Source organism: Shinella sp. OV683 (assembly GCF_057787725.1).
Genome location: NZ_JBYMED010000002.1, coordinates 144071 through 166866 on the forward strand (window position 1 = coordinate 144071; position 22796 = coordinate 166866).

20 protein-coding genes are annotated in these 22796 nt (G+C 56.6%); 6 read left to right on the forward strand and 14 right to left on the reverse strand.

Going from position 1 to position 22796, the window contains the following annotated elements; all coding sequences use genetic code 11:
- Positions 1-7: 7 nt before the first annotated feature.
- Positions 8-1462 (reverse strand): NAD-dependent succinate-semialdehyde dehydrogenase, encoded by a 1455-nt coding sequence (locus ACXHRN_RS27640; RefSeq protein ID WP_488642292.1) that lies wholly within the window; start codon positions 1460-1462, stop codon positions 8-10.
- 229 nt (positions 1463-1691) lie between these two features.
- Here ACXHRN_RS27640 and ACXHRN_RS27645 point away from each other — a divergent pair, with 229 nt between their 5' ends.
- Positions 1692-2846, forward strand: coding sequence for an acyl-CoA dehydrogenase family protein (locus tag ACXHRN_RS27645; protein ID WP_488642293.1), 1155 nt, complete (start codon positions 1692-1694; stop codon positions 2844-2846).
- Positions 2847-3084: 238 nt separating this feature from the next.
- Here the strand turns inward: ACXHRN_RS27645 and ACXHRN_RS27650 are convergent, their stop codons facing one another.
- The 7 genes from ACXHRN_RS27650 to ACXHRN_RS27680 form a co-directional block, all read right to left on the reverse strand.
- Entirely contained in the window at positions 3085-3441 is a 357-nt protein-coding gene (locus ACXHRN_RS27650; protein ID WP_488642294.1) for a putative quinol monooxygenase, read from the reverse strand.
- Positions 3442-3686: 245 nt separating this feature from the next.
- Positions 3687-4661, reverse strand: coding sequence for an ABC transporter permease (locus ACXHRN_RS27655; RefSeq protein ID WP_488642295.1), 975 nt, complete (start codon positions 4659-4661; stop codon positions 3687-3689).
- Positions 4661-5623: an ABC transporter permease gene (locus ACXHRN_RS27660; protein WP_488642296.1), complete on the reverse strand. Its 963-nt coding sequence runs from the start codon at positions 5621-5623 to the stop codon at positions 4661-4663. Before ACXHRN_RS27660 ends, ACXHRN_RS27655 begins: the two co-directional genes overlap by 1 nt.
- The gene (locus ACXHRN_RS27665; protein WP_488642297.1) at positions 5620-7125 is read right to left on the reverse strand and encodes a sugar ABC transporter ATP-binding protein; all 1506 of its coding nucleotides are present in this window, start codon (positions 7123-7125) and stop codon (positions 5620-5622) included. The genes ACXHRN_RS27660 and ACXHRN_RS27665 overlap by 4 nt, the downstream gene beginning before the upstream one ends.
- A 51-nt stretch (positions 7126-7176) precedes the next feature.
- Positions 7177-8310 carry a substrate-binding domain-containing protein gene (locus tag ACXHRN_RS27670; RefSeq protein WP_488642298.1) on the reverse strand — a complete coding sequence of 378 codons (1134 nt, stop codon included), beginning with the start codon at positions 8308-8310 and terminating at the stop codon, positions 7177-7179.
- An 839-nt stretch (positions 8311-9149) separates the two neighbouring features.
- Positions 9150-9944 (reverse strand): IclR family transcriptional regulator, encoded by a 795-nt coding sequence (locus ACXHRN_RS27675; RefSeq protein ID WP_488642045.1) that lies wholly within the window; start codon positions 9942-9944, stop codon positions 9150-9152.
- The gene (locus ACXHRN_RS27680; protein WP_488642046.1) at positions 9931-10341 is read right to left on the reverse strand and encodes an acyl-CoA thioesterase; all 411 of its coding nucleotides are present in this window, start codon (positions 10339-10341) and stop codon (positions 9931-9933) included. Before ACXHRN_RS27680 ends, ACXHRN_RS27675 begins: the two co-directional genes overlap by 14 nt.
- Before the next feature lie 94 nt (positions 10342-10435).
- Here ACXHRN_RS27680 and ACXHRN_RS27685 point away from each other — a divergent pair, with 94 nt between their 5' ends.
- The 5 genes from ACXHRN_RS27685 (at position 10436) to ACXHRN_RS27705 (ending at position 16284) form a co-directional block, all read left to right on the forward strand.
- Entirely contained in the window at positions 10436-13177 is a 2742-nt protein-coding gene (locus tag ACXHRN_RS27685; protein WP_488642047.1) for a benzoate-CoA ligase family protein, read from the forward strand.
- Between the two features lie 68 nt (positions 13178-13245).
- Positions 13246-13944, forward strand: a complete 699-nt coding sequence (locus ACXHRN_RS27690; RefSeq protein WP_488642048.1) for a fumarylacetoacetate hydrolase family protein — start codon at positions 13246-13248, stop codon at positions 13942-13944.
- Between the two features lies 1 nt (position 13945).
- Positions 13946-14590, forward strand: a complete 645-nt coding sequence (maiA, locus tag ACXHRN_RS27695; protein WP_488642049.1) for a maleylacetoacetate isomerase — start codon at positions 13946-13948, stop codon at positions 14588-14590.
- A 30-nt stretch (positions 14591-14620) separates the two neighbouring features.
- Positions 14621-15724, forward strand: a complete 1104-nt coding sequence (locus tag ACXHRN_RS27700) for a cupin domain-containing protein (protein ID WP_488642050.1) — start codon at positions 14621-14623, stop codon at positions 15722-15724.
- A complete protein-coding gene (locus ACXHRN_RS27705) occupies positions 15721-16284 on the forward strand; it encodes a maleylpyruvate isomerase N-terminal domain-containing protein (protein WP_488642051.1) in 564 nt (187 codons plus the stop codon). The genes ACXHRN_RS27700 and ACXHRN_RS27705 overlap by 4 nt, the downstream gene beginning before the upstream one ends.
- 163 nt (positions 16285-16447) lie before the next feature.
- On the opposite strand, the gene ACXHRN_RS27710 is transcribed toward ACXHRN_RS27705, so the two are convergent.
- The 6 genes from ACXHRN_RS27710 to ACXHRN_RS27735 form a co-directional block, all read right to left on the reverse strand.
- The gene (locus tag ACXHRN_RS27710; protein ID WP_488642052.1) at positions 16448-16594 is read right to left on the reverse strand and encodes a hypothetical protein; all 147 of its coding nucleotides are present in this window, start codon (positions 16592-16594) and stop codon (positions 16448-16450) included.
- Positions 16595-16752: 158 nt separating this feature from the next.
- The gene (locus tag ACXHRN_RS27715) at positions 16753-18471 is read right to left on the reverse strand and encodes a GMC family oxidoreductase (protein ID WP_488642053.1); all 1719 of its coding nucleotides are present in this window, start codon (positions 18469-18471) and stop codon (positions 16753-16755) included.
- 196 nt (positions 18472-18667) lie between these two features.
- On the reverse strand, positions 18668-20119 hold the full coding sequence (locus tag ACXHRN_RS27720) for an aldehyde dehydrogenase (protein WP_488642054.1): 1452 nt from the start codon (positions 20117-20119) through the stop codon (positions 18668-18670).
- A gap of 585 nt (positions 20120-20704) precedes the next feature.
- Positions 20705-21328, reverse strand: coding sequence for a MarR family winged helix-turn-helix transcriptional regulator (locus tag ACXHRN_RS27725; RefSeq protein ID WP_488642055.1), 624 nt, complete (start codon positions 21326-21328; stop codon positions 20705-20707).
- A 24-nt stretch (positions 21329-21352) separates the two neighbouring features.
- Positions 21353-22099, reverse strand: coding sequence for an ABC transporter permease (locus ACXHRN_RS27730; RefSeq protein WP_488642056.1), 747 nt, complete (start codon positions 22097-22099; stop codon positions 21353-21355).
- Complete coding sequence (locus ACXHRN_RS27735; RefSeq protein WP_488642057.1) at positions 22096-22749, reverse strand: ABC transporter permease; 654 nt, start codon at positions 22747-22749, stop codon at positions 22096-22098. The genes ACXHRN_RS27730 and ACXHRN_RS27735 overlap by 4 nt, the downstream gene beginning before the upstream one ends.
- Positions 22750-22796: the final 47 nt, after the last annotated feature.

The following is a 22796-nucleotide window of genomic DNA, read 5'->3' on the forward strand; positions in this document are numbered from 1 at the left end:
GCGCACCTCAGACGATAATTGTAGAGCGTCGGGTGACGAATTTCGTATTCAGGTAACCGTCAAATCCTTCACTGCCACCCTCGCTGCCATAGCCGCTGTCCTTGATCCCTCCAAAAGGCGTTTCAGGCAAAGCGAGACCAAAATGGTTGATACTGACCATGCCAGCCTGAAGCTCGATTGCCGCGCGATCGGCACGCTCCAGAGAATTGGTGAACACATATGACGCCAAACCGAAAGGCAGGGCATTTGCGCGCGACAGCCCCTCGTCTATGCCTTTAAACCGCGAGACGACGGCAACGGGGCCGAACGGCTCGTCCCGCATCAACGCGATCTTGTCGTCGGGCGTCTCGACGATCGTCGGCGCGTAGAAGTAGCCCTTATTGCCAATTCTCTTACCACCGGTCACCACATTGGCATCGCCGCGCCGCGCGTCAGCGACGAGTTCCTCCATCGCGGCTATGCGTCCGGGATGGCAGAGCGGTCCCATCCTGGATTGTTCGTCCAGACCATCGCCCACTGTCACGGCCTCGAACGACGTGGCAAGAGCGGACAGGAAGCGGTCATAAGCACCGTCCTGGATAAAGAACCGCGTCGGGGCGATGCAGACCTGGCCGGCGTTACGCAGCTTGTTGCCCGCAAGGGCCTGCGCTGCAGCCTCGGGTTCGGCATCGTCGAACACCAATACCGGCGCGTGACCGCCGAGTTCCATTGTGCTGCGCTTCATGTAGCGTCCGCAGAGCTCCGCCAGATGCTTGCCGACGGGCACGGACCCCGTGAAGCTCAGTTTTCGGACCTCAGGGCGCGCCAGCAATGTTGCCGAAATCAATGCAGAGTCACCCCAAACGAGATTGAGGCAACCGTCGGGAAGTCCCGCCTCCTGCAGGTATCGGCCGATCGCCATGATGCCCGATGGGGTCTCGGCGGGTCCCTTCAGAATGACTGTGCACCCGGCAGCAAGTGCGTTAGCGACCTTCCGGATAGCCTGGCTCATAGGGAAGTTCCAAGGCGTGATGGCGAGGCAGACGCCCACGGGCTCGCGCATGACCTGCTGTTGCACGCCAGGGACCCGTGACGGGATGATCCGACCATAAACCCGACGACCCTCTTCAGCCAGCCAATCGACGTGATCCGCTGCTGACCGCACCTCCGCCCGGGATTCCGCCAAAGGCTTGCCCATGTCAATCGTAATCCCACGGGCAATCGCGACTTCATTGACGCGAAGCAGCTCGGCAAATCTCCGAAGAATGACGCTGCGATCCAAGGGAGATCTGAGCTTCCAGGACATGAAAGCGCTCTGTGCGGTCGTGGCGGCTAGATCCAGGTCGTCTGCCGTGACGGTCGGCATCCGACCCACCTCCTCTTCGGTGGCGGGATTGATGACAGGCCGTGACTCGCGCTCATCCGGTCCGATCCAGCGACCACCTATGAATATCTCGACGCTCGGATACGTGGTCGCGTTCATTGAGTTCTCTCCTACCCATTCATCCGGTTTTACGGACTTTTGGAATGCATCTTGTGTCTCGGGCAACTGTCTATTTTGCGACAGAGCGCTTTGGGCCCCATGATGCACCTAGCGCAGTACGCAACTGGGTAATGTCTTGATAGATCTTGTAGGACATCGATCCATGCCGGTGAAATATGCCGGAGCGAGAAGATCGGCGGACGACTGAAAACAAGGAAACACTTCAGCGATGAGTCTCGATCCAGAAACCCTCCAGCAATTTCTCGACACACTCGACCGGTTCGTGCGGGAAAGGCTTGTTCCCCATGAGGCTCAGGTGGCGGATGACGATGCAATTCCGCCGTCGCTGATCCAGGAAATTCGCGATATGGGCTTGTTCGGGATGTCGATTCCGGAGGAGTATGGCGGTCTCGGTCTCACCATGGTCGAGGAGGTCGCCGCCGCCTTCGTTCTTGGACAAACGTCGCCGGTGTTCCGGTCGCTTGTGGGAACCAATAATGGCATTGGCTCGCAGGGTATTATCATCGACGGCACCCCCGAACAGAAGGATGCCTATCTTCCCAAGCTCGCGACAGGGGAAATGATCGCATCCTTCGCGCTGACGGAGCCTGACGCAGGCTCGGATGCAGGCTCGCTGAAGACCTCTGCCCGCCGCGACGGAGATCATTACATTCTCAACGGCACCAAGCGCTTCATCACAAATGCACCCCACGCGGGCCTCTTTACCATCTTTGCGCGCACCGACCCAGCATCGAAGTCATCATCTGGTGTCACGGCATTTCTAGTGGAAGCTGGGACGCCTGGTCTCTCGCTGGGCCCGATCGACAAGAAGATGGGACAGAAGGGATCGCATACCAGCGACGTCATTCTGGATGATTGCAGGGTGCCAGTATCCGCCATCCTGGGCGGTCAGGAAGGTCGGGGTTTCAAGACCGCTATGAAAGTTCTGGATCGCGGTCGGCTGCACATCTCCGCCGTTTGCGTCGGCGCCGCTGATCGGCTAATCCGCGATAGCCTGGCCTATGCCATGGATCGCAAACAGTTCGGTGGCCCGATCGCCGAAAAGCAGTTGATCCAGGCCATGCTCGCCGACAGCAAGGCCGAAGCTTATGCTGCCCGATGCATGATAGAGGAAACCGCGCGGCGCAAGGATGCCGGCCAAAATGTCAGCACGGAGGCTGCCTGCTGCAAGATGTTTGCAAGTGAGATGGTCGGCCGGGTCGCCGACCGTGCCGTGCAGATCCATGGCGGCGCCGGCTACATCGCCGACTACGGTATCGAGCGTTTCTATCGCGACGTACGCCTTTTCCGCATTTACGAAGGCACCACCCAGATCCAGCAGATCGTGATCGCACGCAACATGATCGCCGATGCTGCGGCTTGAACCCATGGAAGAGCAACGATCACAGAGAAGAAGACAGCTCCTCCCCATGGCGTTCGCATCATCGATCTCAGTCGTGTACTGGGCTTCCATGTGCAAGCAGGCGAAGGGCTGAGGCAATCCCTGCTTTGAATCCGTCGATCTCGACGCGTCTCTCAATTGGCTCCGCCTATTATCAAGGCGGAGCCAATTGATGCCCAGGATTGATCGCGTCAGTCGATAGATATGACACCAGCCCCGGCTATTTTGTGAATCCATCGAAATTACTGAGATACACAGCACCGAAGCCGTCGAGAATTTTGCGGGCCTCGGCGTTCGGCGTACCATAGACAATGAAGCTGGAAACCGTCGCCAGCGCGGTAAATCGCTCGGCGAATTGGGAGAAAGTGTTCTGAACGTGATGAACGACGGCGCCTGAGCTTCGATAATGCTCGATGATGTGAATCTCCGTATGGTCCTCACTGACATGGTATTCGTAGGCCATGGAGCCTTCTTCTTTTCTCGTCATCTCGACGAGGGGCCGAACGACCGCTTTGAAATCGCCGAGCGTCGGAGCCTGAATCTTGAAGATGCAAACCCAGTAGATGTCTTCGCGCATTTCTTCCTCCCAAATGTACGTGGTGCATGAGCAGGGGACCATGACCGGCAGCGTCATTCAATTGCCCCTTGTAAGACACTGTTGTCTCATCTTGTTGGCTTGATTGAGAAATTCACGATGCCTCGATTTCAAATGCACTGCGGGACAAAAAAAGGCTGCCGCCGATATTCTGGCGACAGCCAATGCCCTGGGAGGACAAAGTCAAATTGGATGCGGTACGGATCTTCCGGTATCTCGATGAGAATTCACCGGGCCGGTTGACGGACATAGAATGCCGCGGCTACGACGATGACGATTCCCTTGATCAGAATTTGAAACTCGATGGGCATGCCAAGCAACAGCGCCGCATTGAAAACCACGGTCAATATCGCAGCCCCAACAAGCGCGCCGACGACTGTGCCGCGCCCCCCTGAAAGCGCGACGCCGCCCATCACCGCCGCGACGATCGAATCGAGCTCCGTTCCTTGACCAACCCAATTGTCGACAATTCCTACGAATCCCGACAGGATCAAGCCTGCCAATGCTGCAAGAACACCAGAGATCACGTAGCACATAATGGTCACGCGGTCCGCGTTGATGCCAACCAACCTTGCAGTGACGGGATTGCCACCTGTTATGTAAACTCGACGACCGAATATGCTTCTGCTGAGCAGAACACTGAAGAACGCGGCGAGACCGAGCATGACGATGAGGTTGAAAGGCACGCCATGGAGGGACTGCGAGCCAAGCGTGCGAAAGAACGGCGGAACATTGCCGGAGGGCGCACCCTGCGTGTAAGCAAACCTCATGCCCTGCAGCACAATCATCGTGGAGAGCGTCGCGAGGAACGGAGAGACATTTCGTTTAGTGATCAGCAGTCCGTTGATGAGCCCGGTGATGAGGCCCACACCAATTGCCACAGTCGCAACCAGCAAAGCGTCGCTATCCTGGCCGTTGAAGCTTGTCGCGACGACCGCACATGTAGCCATCACCGATGCCACTGAAAGATCGAGTCCCCGAACCAGAATGACTAGCGTCTGGCCGATGACGACGATACCGAGCGGTGCGATTTGCAGGAGCATGTTGGAAACATTGCCGGGACTCAGAAAGGCCGGCGAGAGTACCGCCGAGACGGCGATCAGTATGAGGAGCGCCAGATGGATCCCGTATGCACGCCCGAATGCGCGCGCATCAAACCCCTTTCCATTGGCCAGAGGCGCGGTTTCAGTAACCTGAGACATCAAATCTTCCTCTTGTTTTCGACGTAGATCGAGACAGCAAGCATAACGATCAGACCTTGCACGATCAGCTGGAAGTGAGATGAAATATCCATGAAATTCATCACGTTGTTAAGCAGCGACACTAGATAGACCCCCATCAACGTTCCCACTGCTCCGCCGCGCCCGCCCCGAAGCATGGTCCCACCGACGACAACGGGTGTGATGGATGTCAGAGTGAAATTCTGTCCCGTATATGGCTGTCCTACTCCGAAGCGGGCAACCAGGAAGATAGCGGCAAGGGCCGCCATGAAACCTGAAAACGCATAGACGAACAGAATGACGTGCTTGCGAGGAAGTCCCATGAGTTCCGCCGCGGTGGGATCATCTCCAACCGCATAGATGTGACGCCCGAAGACCGTGTGTCGCAGAAATGCTGCCGCTCCAAGGAACAGCACGAGGGTGATCAGTGCTCCGACAGGCAGTCCGAAGAGTCGACCGTATGCTAGAAAGTCAAATCCCAGTGGCATCTTGCCAGCAGGACCTTTGGTATAGAGCAACGTAGCGCCCTGAAGGACTGCTCCCATCCCAAGCGTGACGATCAGCGGATGGACTCCGAGCCAGATGATAGTCGTTCCGTTGATCAGTCCGACCACGATACCGAGTACGATCACGACACCGATCGCAACCGCCGCCATGGTGGGATCTCCGTTGGAAATGCCGGACACCAGCACGCCCGCAAAGCTGACCATCGACCCTACGGAGAGATCTATGCCGCCAGTCAAAATTGTTAGCGTCTGCCCAAGGCTTACGAGCGCAAGCGCCGTCGATTGCTCAAGGACATTTGTCAGGTTGGCGTAGGTTCTAAATCGATCGGAAATCACTGCGCCGACCAGCAGGAGCACAATAATCAGACCGACGACAATGAACAATCCCGCCTGTCGCTTGGTCAGATAGACATAGGTTGATTTTGCAATGGCCGTCATGACGCCATCTCCTCAATCGCAGCTTCCTGCGTGGCGAGTTGCATGATTTTCTCTTCGTTGATGTCATCGCCAGTGAGCTCGCCGCTTACGAAGCCTTCGCGCATCACCAAGACACGATCTGACATCCCGACAACCTCGGGAAGTTCCGAACTGATCATGAGCACCGCTAGGCCATCATTGGCCAGCGCTCGGATGATGCGATAGATCTCTGCTTTGGCGCCAACATCGACGCCACGCGTCGGCTCGTCGAGAATGAGTACTTTCCTGCACGTGCGCGCCCACCTAGAAACCAGAACCTTTTGCTGGTTGCCGCCGGACATATTGAGCACTGGATTGTGCGGGCCCCGGCATGCGATCTGATAGGCGGATATTTCAAGGTTGGCGATCCGGTCTTCGGTTCGCGGATCTATCATTCCCCGGCGGCTGACCGAGCCCAAGTTTGCCGCCGAGATATTGGCAGCCACGTCCAGCAGCATCGCAAGGCCCTGTCCTTTTCGGTCCTCGGTGAGTAGGCCGATACCCTCTTCAATCGCCCGGCCCGGCGACATGCTGGCGAAGGTCTTGCCGTTCACGGTGATCTGCCCGTTTTCGAGTGGCAGTCCTCCAAAAATTCCGAGCGCCAGCTCGCTTCTGCCAGCGCCGACCATGCCGGCCAAAGTGACAATTTCCCCGGCTCTGAGCGTTATGGATGCCTTCTTGACGCGTCCCGATACCGAGATTTCCTTCGCTTCAAGTACGACTGGTCGGTCAGAACTTCTTTGAGCTTTGAGCGGATACAGTTCGGTCATGTCCCGTCCCACCATCAACGAAACCAGAGACCTGCGATCCACATCAACAATATCCCGACAGGTGACGAACTGCCCGTCCTTCAAAACCGTCACGCGATCGCAAATCTCGAATATTTCTTCGAGGCGATGAGATATGTAGATAACTGCAACACCTTCATCTTTTAGGGCTCGAAGGCGCTGAAAAAGCAGAGAAACCTCCCTGCCCGATATGACGGCGGTCGGCTCGTCAAGGATCAGCAACTTGACCTTGTGAACCAAAGCCTTGGCAATCTCGACCATTTGCTGGTCGGCAACACTCAGTTCCGATGCACGTGCGTCGGGGTCGATCTCGACGCCCAGGCGGCGCAATAGCTCGACAGCATCGAGACGTGTCCGGCGATGATCTACAAGCCCCATGGCTCTTCTGCGTTCATGACCGAGGAAAATATTCTCGGCCACCGTCATCTGCGGAAAGAGCACGAATTCCTGGTAGATGACGTGGATTCCGGCGGCCTTCGCGTTGCCTGGTGAGGCCCAGTGCGCGATCTCTCCGTCGAACTCCATCTGCCCCTCATCAGGCTGATGAACGCCGGCAATGATCTTGGTCAGGGTCGATTTCCCTGCACCATTCTCCCCAATCAGCGCATGTATTTCACCGGCTCGCACGTTGAGTTGAACACTCGACAATGCTTTAACGCCCGGGAACGACTTCGAAACGTTGGATATCGTAAGCATACATTCCTCCTGAACCGGGGTCCCGAAGGGCCCCGGCCATCAACCTGATGCTTACTTCGGGTAATCGACGGAAAACGTTTTGGGATCGTAGTCTTGTCCCATGCCGCCCGTGACGAGAAGATCCGGAGGACCGTTCGGAACCACCATATCCTTGATACCAAGTCGGGTATCGATAGAAGGCGTGTTGTCGCCCTCCGTCACCGCAATCTGGCTGTTGATTTCCGTGATGCACGGCACCTGCGCACCAGCCAGCACTTGCAACGCCGACTTGATTGCTTCACCTGCCATGGCCGGCGGATAGCCGACTTCGAGCAGTGGCACCTTATGCTTGAGGGCCAACTGCATGGGTCCGTTCACATCCGCGGTAGTGTGCGGCGGAATGGTACCGTCTGCCCAACCCGCATCAACGAATGCTTCGATCGACCCCGGCGTCATGAGACCATGTGCAGACCACACCGCGTTGATCTCTTTGCCGTATTTTTGGATCATCGACTGCATAACCTGCTTCGATTTGACAGGGCTCCAGTCGCCATACACGGTTTCCAGAATCTTGATGTCTGGGTACTGGTTGAAGACCTGCATTGCCGTTTTCATGCGGATTTCCGATGGGCTTGACCCTGCCTGCCCACCCAGCATGATTACGTTGCCTTTGCCGTGCAGTTTCTCGACGATCCACTGGGCAAACAAACGGCCGGAGATGGCATCCGACGCAGTGACGAAGGTAACGAAATTGTCGGATGCGATGCGGCGATCAACCATCACGACCGGAATGCCCTGTTCCATCACCCGCGTTACGGCCGGGTCCAATGCCTGAGCAGTGTTTGCTGAGACGATGAGAAGATCGACGCCTCGCGAAACCAGGTCCTGAATATCTGCGACCTGCTTTGAATCATCGTGTCCTGCGTCGGTGATCAACAGATGGGCGATCTTGTCCTTGTGTTCGGCCGCAGCCTTCATCATGGAATGCAAAGCCACGACACGCCAGCTGTCGCCAAGGCCGGCATTCGAGAAGCCGATCGTATAGGGACCGTCCTTCTTGTATTGGGCGGCGTCACGAAAACAAACGTCCTGAGCCGGGTTGAAAAGGAATGTGCGCGGTGCGCCCTTGTAGAGATTGTCAGCATGTGCGGCGCCGGCAGTAGTGCACAGCAAAATTGACGCAACAACGTTAAGCCAGTACTTCATAGCTCCTCCGATCTTTTTGATATTTCGCGCCAAGGCCTCCCCCTTGAAGTGCGCGAGTGCAACTGGTGGCCAGCCTGCGGGTAAACCCTGCCAGCCTTGCCATCCCATTTGATGCGCTTGGTCGCAGTGTCCGTAAACTGTCTCTTGTGCAACATCACTGTCGCGTCAGGACGTACCATTGAAGCAGTTCACATCAGGGTGCGAACTGGGTGAGAGCAGGTCCATGAAGGCACTTGTCATCGGACCGCTACCCGGAAACAGCCGGTGCAAGCGGGCCTAACAACCAGTGGCAAGGTAGTTTGGAAATTGTGGACAGTCGCTGCGTACCGGGAAAACCGCCCGCGGCGCCTGCTAGGACATGCTACATGCCAATCCTCAGTGAGCAAAAGGCAGTGGCGGGCTACATGGTGCAGTTTCCAAACGCAAGATGGGTGAAGTCATGGAATCCGGGGAGCACTCCGTCCGCCCACAAAACAATCCTTGGAGAATCTGAGCGGCCAAAACGGATCGGCCCGGTCAGCGTGATCCGGCGACCATATGCGCGCAGACGCGTGATCAAGCACAACGGCACCTGATCGAGCAAATTACCCTTGCCGCTCGCGACCATCTTCCCACGCAGCGGGATATCGGAATGGTCGCCGTGGTCGACGATGATAAGTATCGGCCCGCCATCCTACCGGTCCTCTGTGCGAAAACAGCTAGCGGTCCTGTCGGCGGGGCGACGACGCCAATCTTGATAGTCCCGTCCGGGAATCGCCGCCCGCATCCACCACTCAATCTCGTCCAAGCCAGTGCACCACAATCAATCACGCCAGACCAAGGCCTTGCTCAAGAACCTGCTAGACGGGCGGCAGCACTGATTTGATCCTGCAGAAGGAAATCAAGCTAGCGACTTGGGGGGAATCGGGTTTCAGCGACTCTGGATCTGTTCCTATGAGGGTCACTACGGCTTGGGCTTCATTTTGCCAATCGAGAACTGGCGCTGCGATGGCAACAAGGCCCGGGATGAACTTACCTTCCACCGACGCGTAGCCACGCTCTTTTGTCCGTTTGATAAGGTCCTCAAGTCCTGATGCAGTCGGTTCCAGATCCGGTGCAATGGAAGGACTTTTCTTCACGCGTCGAATTTCCGTATCGCGTGCTGCCTTAGTAGTAGCAGGTGGTGCCCACGTCAAAAAAGCACGTCCGGTAGCGGAGTTCAGGAGGGGCAGCGTTGTGCCAAGTCCCATTGATGTCACTGTCGGCGAAGCGGCACGTTCCCAGCGGATGACAGTGGCACCGCCATTACCCCAGACCGAAAGAAGCGCCGTCATACCTGTTTCCGAGCAGAGATCAACCATTCCGTCCGCGGCAAAATTCACGAAATCATGACGGCCGATCGCAGCGAGACCCAGGTGAAGAGCGCCTTGTCCGAGCAAATACTTGCCAGATCTGCCGGTCTGCGCGATCAGCCCTGCCTTCAAGAAAGATGACAAATAGCGATGGACCTTACTCGGCGGCATCCGGCAGGTGCGTGCAAGCTCAGAGAGTGTCACAGGCTCATGGAACTCCACGACGGTGTTCAAAACCCTCAATGCCGCGTCCAGGGATTGAATACCCCCGTTTTGCCTTGTCCCCTCCTCATTCTTTGTCAATAGCTTTCAGACGCTCCCTAAGTCCTGACATGTCGGCGGCGAACATATCACCCCCGTTGCGCTTGAACAGCCCCCTGATCTCCTGAGCCCGAAAAGCTGAGATGTCGCCGACCTTGCCTTCATAGCTGATTGTGACAGTCTTGCGGCCCCACTCAATTATAGAGAGGTTAATTTCGACGCAATCGCCGTCGCGTATCGGCTTGAGGAACTGCGTCCTGGCCTCCATCAATCCAATGCCCAGGGCGCCAAGGTTCTCACAAATCTGCGCATGCCCACCAAATGGCCGTAGATAATTGTGAAGTGCCCTGTCTAACCATCGGAATACATTCGGATAAAAAACAATCCCGGCTGGATCGCAGTCTCCAAATGTAACCTCGATTCTGCTTTTTGCACTCATCTCAATTTTTCCGCGATAAAAAACTAATTGCGCATCTTGGAAAATATCGTAGAGTGAACGACATCAATTGTCGAGCGATCCTGGAGGAGGAGAGATGGCACGGCTTTCAAGTGTCGAAATTTTGGGTGGCGGTCCAGCAGGCCTCTATACGGCGATCCTGATTCGCCGGCTGATGCCGCATGTGAAGCTGCGCGTTACGGAACAGAATCCGGTCGGCGCCACGTTTGGTTTCGGGGTCGTTTTTTCGGATCAGGCGCTGGACTTCCTGAAGGCATCCGACCCCGTGATCTATGATCTTGTGACACCGCAGATGGAGCGGTGGAGGAACATGACCCTAAAGCTGCCGCAGGGCAGTGTGACGCTGGATGGCGTGGGTTTCTCTGCGATTGGCCGACTTGAACTGATCGAAATCCTGAGGATGCAAGCAGAGGCCATGGGAATCGATATTCGGTTTTCTCATCAGGTGACCGGTCTCGATGAGCTCGACGCGGATCTCGTGATCGGCGCGGACGGTCTGAATTCTGTCGTTCGGCGCGCATTTGAGCAGGACTTCAAAGCTAAAATAGACCATTTCACCAACCATTTCGCTTGGTTCGGAACGAACAAGACCTTCGACACTCTGACGCAAACGTTCATCAAAACGCCTCTTGGCCCGCTTAACGCGCATCACTACCGTTTCTCGCCGGGCCGCAGCACCTTCATCGTCGAATGCGATTCCGAGGCATTCCAGCGCTATGGCTTCGCGACCAAGACGGAAAGTGAGAGTGCAGCGATCTGCTCGGCGCTGTTTTCCGAGACTCTGGACGACGATACCCTCATCACCAACAAGTCGCTGTGGCGGCAGTTTCCAAGACTGTGGTGCGATACCTGGGTGAAAGGACGATATGTTCTGCTAGGCGACTCGGCACACACGGCCCACTTTTCGATCGGCTCGGGGACGCGCCTTGCACTGGAAGATGCAATTTCGCTTGTGGGCAAACTTTCCACGATTGCAGATGTTGATGATGCGCTTGCCGCCTATCAGTCCGAAAGACCGCCCATTGCGAAGAAGATCGTCGATGCCGCCAATACGTCAGCGCGCTGGTACGAGCATTTTGCCGAGAAGATGGAACTGCCACCACTCGATTTTGCATTCGACTATCTGTCCCGTTCGGGCCGCATGGATATGGACCGTTTGCGTAGGACAGCGCCCGAATTCATGGCTCGCTACGAAAACGCAAAGAATGACAGGCTGGTCGAAATCGCAGACCCGGTTGGCGAGGACACGCTAGGAGCGGCAGAAATCGGCTTCAATAAGGCGGATCACCCGAATTGCTCGATTGTTCTTTGGGATAATTTGGTTCGCAATCCCGATAAGCTCGCCGTTATCGGGCCAGCTGGATCTGTCACCTACGCCGAACTCATTCGTCAGGCGTCGAGATGGGGCAACGCATTCTTGGCTGCCGGCATCAGGCGCGGGGAGAGAATTGCATTTTTTCTCGATGACACGCCGGCATTTCCCGCCGCGTTCTTCGGAGCAGTGCGGGCAGGCTTCGTACCGGTTCTCATCAACATCCAGACAAAGGCCGACGTGCTCAATTACTTCCTGCAGGATTCCGGTGCCCGACTCGCCATATGCGACGCATCGTTTGCCTCGAGTTTCGACAGCTCGGTTCTCAACGGAACCAACATGGAGAAAGCCATTGTCGTCAATGGCCCAGTGCATCTGAGCAACCAGGTATCGGCCGATGAATTTTTGGGAACATACAGCGATAAGTTGGATTGCGCGGATACCAGCCCGGACGATATGGCGTTCTGGATGTACTCGTCCGGCTCGACCGGCAGGCCGAAAGGCATCGTGCACCTGCACCATGACATGGCATATAGCGAGGCCGCCTTCGGGCGGAAATTGCTGCAGCTTCAACCTGATGACATTGGCTTTTCGGTGCCGAAGGCGTACTTCGCCTACGGCTTCGGAAATTCGTTTCTCTTTCCTTTCTCGGTGGGAGCGACAAGCGTGCTGCTGCCGGGGCAGCCTCGTCCGGACGCCGTACTAGAAGCGATAGAGAAATACCGCCCGACGGTCATTTTTGGCCTGCCGACGTTGTACACTGCACTGATCCACAGTCCGAACATCGAGAACCGGGATCTGTCATCACTGCGTTCTTCCATGTCCGCCGCCGAGGTCCTCTCGCATGAGGTTTACAGCGCCTGGGAACGGCTGACAGGGCACGGGCCGACGGAAGGCCTGGGTTCGACGGAAATGCTGCATATTTATCTGTCGAACAGCAAGGACGACCAACGCATCGGCTCCGCGGGAGCGCGTGTTCCGGGCTACGAGATTCGCCTTGAAACGCCGGATGGAACGCCGGCTGCCCCCGGCGAAGAAGGTGTCATGTTCGTACGCGGGCATTCGTCCGCTCCCTGTTACTGGAACAAACCGGACAAAACGCGGGAGACTATGCGCGGAGACTGGCTCTATACGGGCGACCGATTCATCGAACGCGACGGCCACTACTATTTTCAGGGACGAGCCGACGATCTGATCAAAGTGTCGGGACAGTGGGTTTGGCCGTTGGAGGTGGAGCGTTGTCTCAACGAGCATCCCGATGTTCAAGAATGCGCCGTCATGGCGCATAAATTGCCCGATCAGCGAATGACGCTCCGCGCGGTCGTACGACTGCGATCCGGTGCGGAAGGCGATGAAACGAGATCTAGAATGCTGTCCGACTATGTCAAAACGCAGCTGCAGCCGCATAAGTATCCCCGCATCATCGAATATGTTTCGGAGTTGCCTAAGACGGGGACCGGCAAGATCGACAGGCAGGCACTTCTTGCACCAGCGCTTGCAAACTGACTGCAGTGCCAGTCAGAAAATCTTCGGCGCGGCGATTAGGCCTGCCAGCTTGAAATGAGGAATTTTCCATGACGTTTGCTTTCCCGCCCCCGCCGCAGCCAACGGTCGCAATCCACGGTTCCGATACGCGCTTCCCTGTCCGTCGGATCTTCTGCGTGGGCCGCAACTACGCCGCCCATGCCCGTGAGATGGGCAAAGACCCTGACCGAGAGGCGCCTTTCTTCTTCACCAAGCCTGCTGACGCCGTCGTGGCAGATGGAGAGACCGTCTCATATCCGCCAAAGACAGAAAATCTCCACTATGAGGCCGAGCTGGTCGTCGCCATCGGGAGAGAGGCGACCTGTGTGACAACCGACTCTGCACTCGAACATGTCTGGGGTTACGCGATCGGCAACGATCTGACGCGCCGGGATGTCCAGTTTGAAGCGCGCGACAAGGGCAGACCATGGGACGAAGGAAAGGCGTTTGACCGCTCTGCCGTTGTTGGGCCGGTTCATGCCGTCGCAACAACCGGGCATCTACTGACCGGGGCGATCACACTTTCGGTCAACGGGCAGATCAAACAGGATGCAGATCTGAAGGAACTCATTTGGTCGGTCCCGGAAATCATTTCCATCCTCTCGCATTCGTTCACGCTCAAGCCGGGGGACCTTATCATGACAGGTACGCCGGCGGGCGTTGGCCCATTATTGCCGGGCGACATCTGCGTCGTCACCATCGAGGGGCTCGGCGAAATCAAAACCTTCATCGGGCCGCGAGCTGCGTGACATGTTGAAACTGCACAACTTCTTCCGATCATCGACCTCAACGCGGCTACGCATCGCCCTCAACCTCAAGGGACTACCTTTTGAGTACATTCCTTATGTGCTTCGACGGGGGGATACGCGCCAGCCTGACTATCTCCAGATGAACCCGGCCGGACTTGTGCCGGTGCTCGAGCGGGAGGACGGCTCTTTCATGACCCAGTCGCTCTCGATCATCGAATGGCTCAACGAGGTTCATCCTGCCCCGCCGCTGCTCCCTTCAGATCCAGATGACCGCGCTCGCGTCCGTTCGCTGGCATACATGATTTCCTGCGAAGTGCATCCGCTCAACAATCTTCGCGTTCTCCAGTATATTGCAGATCACTTTGGTGCCGATGAAGCGCGGCAGAAGCAATGGTTCGTACATTGGGTGGCAGCTACTTTCGACGCACTGGAGATCCAGCTTGCAAGGGACCGTGCGACGGGCCGGTACTGCCAGGGAGAGCTGCCGGGGCTTGCGGACATATGCCTGTATTCCCAGGTCTGGAACAACCGCCGGTTCGATATTGACCTGTCGTCATGGCCCACGATCAAGCGTATTTTTAATGAGCTTGATGCGATCGCTGCATTTCATACCGCCGCCCCCCCATTTCAACCCGATTCCATCTGACGCCGACTGAACGGATACAGGAGAAATCCAATGGAGAACGCAGCACCACAGCCAAAGGCACATGCGATGGAGCCTGACGACACTTCTGAACTGCGCGAACTGTACGCGGGCTTCGAGCGAGAGCACATTAAGCCATTGTGGACGCAGATCGGCAATCTTATGCCGCGTCATCCGGCGCCCAACGCTGTTCCCTACGTCTGGAAATGGGCTAATCTTTTGCCACTGGCAAAGAGATCGGGCGATCTGGTACCCGTCGGCCGGGGTGGCGAGCGCCGCGCGCTGGGCCTCGCAAATCCGGGTCTCGATGGAAACGCCTACATTAGCCCGACCCTGTGGTGTGCAATCCAATATCTCGGGCCACGCGAAACGGCGCCGGAGCATCGTCACGCCCAGAACGCATTTCGCTTCGTCGTAGAGGGTGAAGGAGTCTGGACTGTTGTCAACGGCGATCCGGTGCGGATGAGCCGAGGCGATCTCCTTCTTACACCGGGCTGGTTCTTCCACGGCCATCATAATGACACCGACCACCCTATGGCCTGGATCGACGGTCTCGACATTCCGTTCTCATACCAGAATGACGTGGGCTTTTTCGAATTCGGAGCCGACCGAGTCACGGATTACGCGACACCTCGCTTTTCCCGCTCCGAAAGGCTCTGGGGCCACCCGGGGCTGCGCCCGTTGTCGGGTCTTCAGAACACCGCAAGCTCCCCTATTGGGGCCTATCGCTGGGAACACACGGACCAGGCGCTAAAGGAACAGCTTCTGCTCGAAGAAGAAGGCCAGCCTGCGACTATGGAACAGGGTCACGCCGCTGTTCGGTACGTAAATCCGACTACCGGAGGTGACGTCATGTCCACTATCCGTTGCGAATTTCACCGGCTTCGTGGTGGGACCGAGACCCCTGCCCGACGCGAGGTCGGCTCCTCGGTTTTTCAGGTGTTCGAAGGTCGCGGCAGTGTGGTGATCGATGAAAGGGAACATGCGCTCGACATCGGCGATATCTTCGTCATCCCATCCTGGGTGAAGTGGTCGCTGCGCGCAGAAAACCAGTTCGATCTCTTCCGCTTCTCCGATGCACCCATCATGGAGCGTCTCAATTTCGCCCGCACCCTTGTGGAGGGAGACGATCGGTGAGTAATAGCGACAGCGATGCGCGTGCTGCGCTTCGTTCGCGACAAGGCCCGGGCGCGCGCTATGACGCCCCGGCAGCTCCCGCAGTCGCGCTTGACCTAGCGCGGCGAGGGACGGCTTATTTTGCGCGCCTGCTGGCCAATCTCGACGATGCAGCACTCAATGAACCATCGGCGGTCAATGGATTCAACCGCCGGTGGTTTATAGCCTCGATCAGCCTACAAGCGAGATTGCTGGCACAAAGTATTGCAGTTTGCCGCGCTGGACTTGAGACAATGTTGCCACCAGATTTCAAGTTGGTGGTTGACGAAGATGACATAGTGTTGGCCGCGACGCTGCCGCCGCAGGCGCTGAGAAACCTTTTTGCGCATACCGAAGTCCATCTGAATGTCGAATGGCGCGACCTCTTGGATGATGGTTGGGCCGTCACTTTGCGAGACACCCGTGGTTCCGAACTGCGTATCGAGGACAGCCCTCTGGTGAGGGCACAGGCCCTCTGGCGTGCGTCGATCGAACTGAATGCCGGAGGTAGGAAATCAGATGTGCCAGACGTGTTTAAATAGTGCAGGCGGAGCACCAGCAATCGTTTCTCCATCGCAAAATCGTAAGTCCCAAGATCGGCGGCTATAGCTAGCCAAATAAGTGATTTGCCTGGTGGATCTTTGTAACTCCAGGAGTCAATCATTCTTGAAAATGTCGTGGTTCAGAGTAACCAGAGCCCGTTGGTCATTTTTCACCGCTCTTGATCTGTGGAGAGAGAAAATGGATTTTGCTTGGATTTGGATTGGAATGTTGTCCGGCATACTCGCAGCGCTTTTCTGGGTCTGGGCGGAACGATCCAAACAGAAGTAACTTGGTTGTGATGACTTTCATTTGAACTTCATGAAGCGCTCTTCGAAATTGACCATACAAACCGTCGCTAACTTGTTCTGTGGTCGATAAATCTAGGACCGTCCATCGGGACTATTTGCGGCAGCCATAAAAATGAATGAGCCGCACCGCCATCGGACGACGGTGCGGCCCAACTCTCTTCAACTCGCGAGGATTTCAGCCATTCGCTGCCCGATATGAACACATGCCGGCATGGTCGGAACGGCAACAATTCGGGGCATAATGGTGCTGTCGGCAATGCGCAGGTTGCGGACGCCGTTGACCCGAAGGTTAGCGTCAACCACGGCCTTGTCGTCTTTCCCCATGCGGCAGGCGCCGGAGGCGTGGAAGTAGGTCGTGGCCCCGTCTCGTACGAAGTTCACGAGTTCATCGCCTTCAAGCTTCTTGCCTGGAGCGACTTCGCGAACCACGAACTCTTTCATCGCGGCCGAGTTTCCAATCGAGCGGGCAAGCTCGATACTGTGAGAAAGAGCCTTGACATCGTCCGGATGGCTGAGAAATTGCATGTCGACGATCGGGCGATCATCGGGATTGCTTGACTTCAGCTTCATCGAGCCACGGCTCTTTGGCGCGACAAGGCCTGCACACAACGCCCAGCTTGTCGGTGGTGGTGCGTATTTTTTGCCTACGACATCGCTGGCATAGGGGATTTCGATCTGCACAATGCTGACATCGGGCAGTTCGAGCGAAGAGTCGGTCTTGAAGTAGCCGGAAACATTGGCCGCACTGTTCTTATACTCAAAGGCCGCCGGTGCCTCGAACAGACATCCGCCATGCAAGATGTGATCCTGCAGGTTCTTGCCGACCTCCGTCACGTTGACCAATGTTTTGATGTCAACCGCCCTGAGATCACTCTCGTCGCCGATACCGCTGAGCATCAGAAGCTTCGGCGTGTTAAATCCCCCGCTCGACAGAATGATCTCACGTTCGGCGCCAATTGTCAGCGTCTCGCCATTGTGAAGGCATTCGACTGCCACAGCGCGATCACCCTCAAGCACAATGCGGTTCACTTGTGTGTTGACCAGCAGAGTGACGTTGTCCCGGCCCAGAACGGGATACAGGAATGCGTGGGCCATATTGTAGCGTCGCCCATCCTTGATGATCTGGTTCATGTAACCGAACCCATTGCCGGTCTCTTCACGCTCTCCGTTCAGATCTTCCACGACCGGCAGGCCGACCTCGCGGCAGGCATCGAGCACCTTGGTCGCAAGCGGCAGTGGATCTGCCGCTGGCTGAACCCAGACGGGACCATTGGTCCCACGATATTTGGCATTCGGCTTGCCCTGCCAGTTCTCTACGCTTTTGAAGATCTCGAGACCGTGTTCATAGCCCCATTGCCCGTCGCCGCTCTCGGCAGCCCAGTGATCGAGGTCCGCCTTGAAGGGCCGCGCCCATATCGCCGCATTGATGCTGCTGCCGCCACCGACAACACGACCGGTATGTTCGGGAATGGCGCGGTTGTTGACCCCGGCACTGGGGATGGAAACGTCGCCCCAGTCCCGTTCCGTTCCCAGATTGGTGAACCATACGCGGGGATCCTGCACCGATGGAGCCGTATCCCAATCGCCAGCCTCGATGATGAGGACCCGAGCCGAGCCATTCTTGGCCAGCGCATTGACAAGAGAACATCCGCTGCTGCCAGCACCCACGACAATATAATCATAAGCCTTGGCAAGAGATGATCTCCGCTTGTCCTGATTTTGCCGGATGACGTCCAGTTCGTCCGCGAGAGCCTGGATTGACGTCAGGGCAAGCGCCCCCGTTGCAAGCGCTCCCCGAATGAAAGTCCGCCGATTGATCTGGCCGGTGATGAATGAATGCTCAAGCCTATTAAGCTTCCTATCCGTATTCATAGCCATTGATTTCCTCCCATTTGGCCACCCAAGTTCTGTCGCCGGCTTTCGGCAAAACAGGCATGGAATTTAGATCGGCGTGACGCGAGGCGCGCACGGACACGATCGCCGGCGTGGTGCATTTTGCGCCGCGTCACGACAAATCTGCAATTTTTGACAAAAAAATTGGCCCGCGGAACAGTCTCACGCGGGCCAATTTCGGTTAGAAAGGATACCCCTGCCCGCTGTTTTCGATGGTCAACCACTTCAATTCGGTGAACTCATCAATGACCGCGCGACCGTCGAACCGTCCGAAGCCACTGGATTTGGTACCGCCATAGGGAGCCTGCGCCTCGTTTTGCACCGTAGAGCCGTTGATATGCACCGACCCGGTATCAATCCTGCGCGCGACGTCGATTGCCCGTGTAATATCGCGACCAAAGACTCCGGCGGAAAGACCGAACTCCGTATCATTGGCGATGCGCACGGCATCCTCGGTATCTTTGGCCCTTATGATCGAAAGGATCGGACCAAAAGTTTCCTCGCCGTAGATCCGCATGGAGGACGTGACACCGTCAAGCACGGTGGCAGGCATCATTGTGCCGGAAACTCTCCCGCCGGCGACGACGGAGGCGCCTTTCGCAACCGCATCGTCGAGAAGACCGGTGAGACGTGCCGCTGCACCTTTACTGATTACCGGGCCCAGGACGCAGGCCGCCTGCGCGGTCGGATCTCCAGTGGGCAGGGTCTTGGCGCGCGCAGCAAACTTGGCGACGTATTCGTCGGCGATCTTCTCATCGACGATAATCCGTTCTGTACTCATGCAGATCTGGCCCTGGTATAGAAATGCGCCGAAGATTCCGGCTGCGACGGCATCATCGACATTTGCATCATCGAGCACAACAAGCGGAGACTTGTCACCAAGCTCAAGAATGCAGCGCTTGAGCTGACGTGCCGATTTTTCGGCGATGATGCGCCCGACGCTTGTCGAACCAGTAAAGTTGATACGGCGAACGGCCGGATGTGCAATAAGCGCATCGACCACGTCCGCAGCATCCTGAGGATCGTTGGTGATGAAGTTGAGCGTCCCAGGCGGGAAACCGGCAGCATGGACGGCTTGCACCATGACTTCGTGTGTGCGCGGGCTCGTTTCAGAAGCGCGGAAAACCACGGTGTTTCCGCAAACCAGTGGGTATGCGATCGCGCGCGCGGCCAGCACGACCGGCCCGTTCCAAGGCACGATGCTGAGAATCACCCCAACGGGCTGCCTGATGGTCATCGAAAGAGTGCCAGGCTTGTCGGTCGGAATTGTTTCTCCCTGAAGCTGCGTTGCCAGACCTGCGGCTTCACGGAAGAGATTTGCAGCAAGCATCACATTGAAGCGCGCCCACAATTCGTTAGCTCCGACCTCCTGCTTCATGGCGTTCACGAAATCGTCAGCGCGCGCTTCGATTTCATCGGCGGCCTTGAGCAGAAGCATGCGTCTTTGGCTAGGACCGCTCTTGGACCATTCCGTGAACGCCTGTTGGGCGGATTCGGCAGCGGCGACAGCGTCGGCGACACTGGCAGCAGCGCCGCGCGTAACAACGGCGTCAGATGCTGGGCTACGCCGCTCGAACGTTGCACCGGTATCAGAGGCGCGTTCTTCATTATCGATATAGAGATGTGTGTCCAATTTTTCCTCCCAGAATCAAATTTGGCAATCCGCACCGAGTACCTTTGCCTGAAGAATCGTTCAGCCCATTTACGAACCCTTGGTCGCATTTATTGAGGTGCCCGCATCCTCCAAACAGACACCGGTAAGCTACATGTTTTTTTGTTTTGTGCAATCCTTTTTGCACAGTGCAAAACTTGGAGCTTTTTTGGTAGGCGTTCAAGTGCCTGTATGGCTGCCTGGACAGCCAGCATTTTCAGGGTTTAGCGCAGTGTGATACAACTGAGATTGCGTTACTTCATTTGCTTGGATCACGGCACTCAGCATTGAATATGAAATTGATTTACATCAGCGGCCAATGCCTCAGAAAAAGCTGCAGCAACACACGATCTCTATCTGGGCGACGACCATGTCGTGCAGGAGAAGGGGCAGATTGTCGAGAAAGGCGCGACAGAGGATATTTTCGGCTCGCCACAGCAGCCTGTGCGCGCAAGCTTCTTTCGTCTGTGCCTGGCATGAACGTCGAGCACACCTGAGACGAGACTACATCCAAGTGCGCCTGTCGACTGAAAGCAGCAGATTCATGCAATACTGGATCGAGCACTTCTATTCGGAGACATCTGATGCGACCGCTTTTGCAAGCCGCCCCAGCAGGTTCAGCATGACGTGAATTTCGTCCTCGGAGAAGCCTTCGAGCATGGCCTTGCCGCGCTCTCCTATCTTGAGCCAGGTGTCTTCGAATGTCCGAGTACCAAGCGGAGTCAACGTCAGCAGTGACGAGCGACCATCATGCGCCGACGGTATCTTCGCCAGGAGCCCTTCTTTTTCCAAGGTATTGGAAACACCTGATACATTGGCGCGACTGGCACCCATCAGGGTTGCAACGAAAGAGCCTTCGATCGGCCCTGTGAGCCACACAACCCACAGCAGATGAAAGCCTGCATGGCTTAGTCCGGCGGGGCGCTGGACCTTCGATTCATGATCATAGGTGATCAAACCGCCAACTCTGAATATCATCAGGGCGAGGCGATTGGAGAGATCATCGAGGCCGTCCAGACGCTGATGCGCCTCTATCATGGCGCGGTCGATATAGCCGACGACGTCATGTGTTTCGACAAGATGCTTGAGTTCTTCCCGGACGCGCAGGTTCGCAGATCGCTTTTTTGCCAAATAGATATCCCCGATGCCCCATTCGCTGAGGTTGTTATGCCGCCGCTCCAGCGCGGTCAACTGGATGCGACGACGATATGGCCGTTACTTCCATCGTTGCAGAACCCTTGTTTGTAGCTTCTGCGTCAATCCGAATGTCGCAATGGAAATCGCAGTGGCGACAAGGCTGGCACCAAATGCCCTGTCGGTATCAAAAGTGGTCGCCGCCTGCCTGAACATGAATCCAAACCCGCTCTTGCCGATCAGATACTCGGCCACCATTGCGGACAGAAACGCCGAAGGCGCCGTCAGCCTTAGCGCAATCATCCAATTCGGCACCGCTGCCGGCAGATAGAGGTGTCGCAGGCGCGTTAGATACGAGGCGCCCAGGACACTGAAGAGCTCGTCGTGGCCGCGCGAACATGCGCGAAGACCTGAACTCGTGAAGACCAGAGCCGGAAAGAACGAGATGACCGCAACGATGACAAGCACCGTCTTCAGGTCGTAGCCGAATATGCGCGCGAGAAGAGGAATGATCGTCACCACCGGAATCGATGCGAAGATCACGCTGACCGGGGTCAGCAATCCGCTCAGGACACGAGAATGGCTGATCACAATGGCCAAGCAAGTTCCGATCGCCATGCCGAGAAAGAGGCCCGATACCGCGACCATTAGAGTGAAGGCGCCGTTTTCAAGATAGACCGACGGATTTAGGACCACGTCCATCACGACACTAGCCGGCCGTGGCAGGATCATAGCATTCAGGCCGAACAACGAGACGCCAAGCTTCCATAAGAGCAGGACCAGCAGGATTGGCCAGTAGTAGCTGAGAAGATGTTTGATCGACGTCATCGAAAGCGCCCCTGCAAGAACCGCTCGATCTGCGTCATCAAACCATAAGCGACCAGAGACACAAGGGACGTGATCACGACTGTTGACCAAAGCAGAGTAATCTGGAAGTTTTGCATCGCAGTCACCATGAGCAGCCCGATGCCGCGAGACGCACCGAACCATTCACCAAGTATTTCACCGATGAATGCCATCGGTACGGCATGGGTCAAGCCTGAGGCGAGCGCCGGCAAGGCGCTTGGCAGTTCGAGATGGATGAAGCGTGTTCCCAACGGCGCACCGAAGACCTGAAATAGGTCGCGGCCCGTCCTGGAGGTTTCCGCCAGCCCGGAGGCCATAGCGACATAGGTGATGAAGAAGACACTCATGCCCGCCAGTGCGACGCCGGTATAATCCCGGCTGGCCAGCACGATGAAAATCGGCGCAAGCGCAATCGTCGGCATACTGTGAACGAGACTTGCAAAACGATCCAGACCAGGCTTCAGCTTTTGAAAGAAATGAACGAGAAGCGCTGTTCCGATGCCTGCCGCCGCGCCAATGAAGTAGCCCAGGGCGACCATCAGCGCCGTGGCTCCGATTGCCCGTGACAACATCGCCGTTCGTTGTGGCCCGCAAATGAAGACGATAATGGCGGAGAAAGGCGGCAGCGTCATGCCAAGCCATCGCAACCGCCCTGCGACCTCCCAGAGCCCGACGAATA

What these genes read in the sequence shown, in the direction of transcription:
- ACXHRN_RS27640 (WP_488642292.1), bottom strand. Translation starts at nt 1,462, where the DNA reads ATGAACGCGACCACGTATCCGAGCGTCGAGATATTCATAGGTGGTCGC.
- ACXHRN_RS27645 (WP_488642293.1), top strand. Translation starts at nt 1,692, where the DNA reads ATGAGTCTCGATCCAGAAACCCTCCAGCAATTTCTCGACACACTCGAC.
- ACXHRN_RS27650 (WP_488642294.1), bottom strand. Translation starts at nt 3,441, where the DNA reads ATGCGCGAAGACATCTACTGGGTTTGCATCTTCAAGATTCAGGCTCCG.
- ACXHRN_RS27655 (WP_488642295.1), bottom strand. Translation starts at nt 4,661, where the DNA reads ATGTCTCAGGTTACTGAAACCGCGCCTCTGGCCAATGGAAAGGGGTTT.
- ACXHRN_RS27660 (WP_488642296.1), bottom strand. Translation starts at nt 5,623, where the DNA reads ATGACGGCCATTGCAAAATCAACCTATGTCTATCTGACCAAGCGACAG.
- ACXHRN_RS27665 (WP_488642297.1), bottom strand. Translation starts at nt 7,125, where the DNA reads ATGCTTACGATATCCAACGTTTCGAAGTCGTTCCCGGGCGTTAAAGCA.
- ACXHRN_RS27670 (WP_488642298.1), bottom strand. Translation starts at nt 8,310, where the DNA reads ATGAAGTACTGGCTTAACGTTGTTGCGTCAATTTTGCTGTGCACTACT.
- ACXHRN_RS27680 (WP_488642046.1), bottom strand. Translation starts at nt 10,341, where the DNA reads ATGAGTGCAAAAAGCAGAATCGAGGTTACATTTGGAGACTGCGATCCA.
- ACXHRN_RS27685 (WP_488642047.1), top strand. Translation starts at nt 10,436, where the DNA reads ATGGCACGGCTTTCAAGTGTCGAAATTTTGGGTGGCGGTCCAGCAGGC.
- ACXHRN_RS27690 (WP_488642048.1), top strand. Translation starts at nt 13,246, where the DNA reads ATGACGTTTGCTTTCCCGCCCCCGCCGCAGCCAACGGTCGCAATCCAC.
- maiA (WP_488642049.1), top strand. Translation starts at nt 13,946, where the DNA reads ATGTTGAAACTGCACAACTTCTTCCGATCATCGACCTCAACGCGGCTA.
- ACXHRN_RS27700 (WP_488642050.1), top strand. Translation starts at nt 14,621, where the DNA reads ATGGAGAACGCAGCACCACAGCCAAAGGCACATGCGATGGAGCCTGAC.
- ACXHRN_RS27710 (WP_488642052.1), bottom strand. Translation starts at nt 16,594, where the DNA reads ATGAAAGTCATCACAACCAAGTTACTTCTGTTTGGATCGTTCCGCCCA.
- ACXHRN_RS27715 (WP_488642053.1), bottom strand. Translation starts at nt 18,471, where the DNA reads ATGGCTATGAATACGGATAGGAAGCTTAATAGGCTTGAGCATTCATTC.
- ACXHRN_RS27730 (WP_488642056.1), bottom strand. Translation starts at nt 22,099, where the DNA reads ATGACGTCGATCAAACATCTTCTCAGCTACTACTGGCCAATCCTGCTG.
- ACXHRN_RS27735 (WP_488642057.1), bottom strand. Translation starts at nt 22,749, where the DNA reads ATGACGCTGCCGCCTTTCTCCGCCATTATCGTCTTCATTTGCGGGCCA.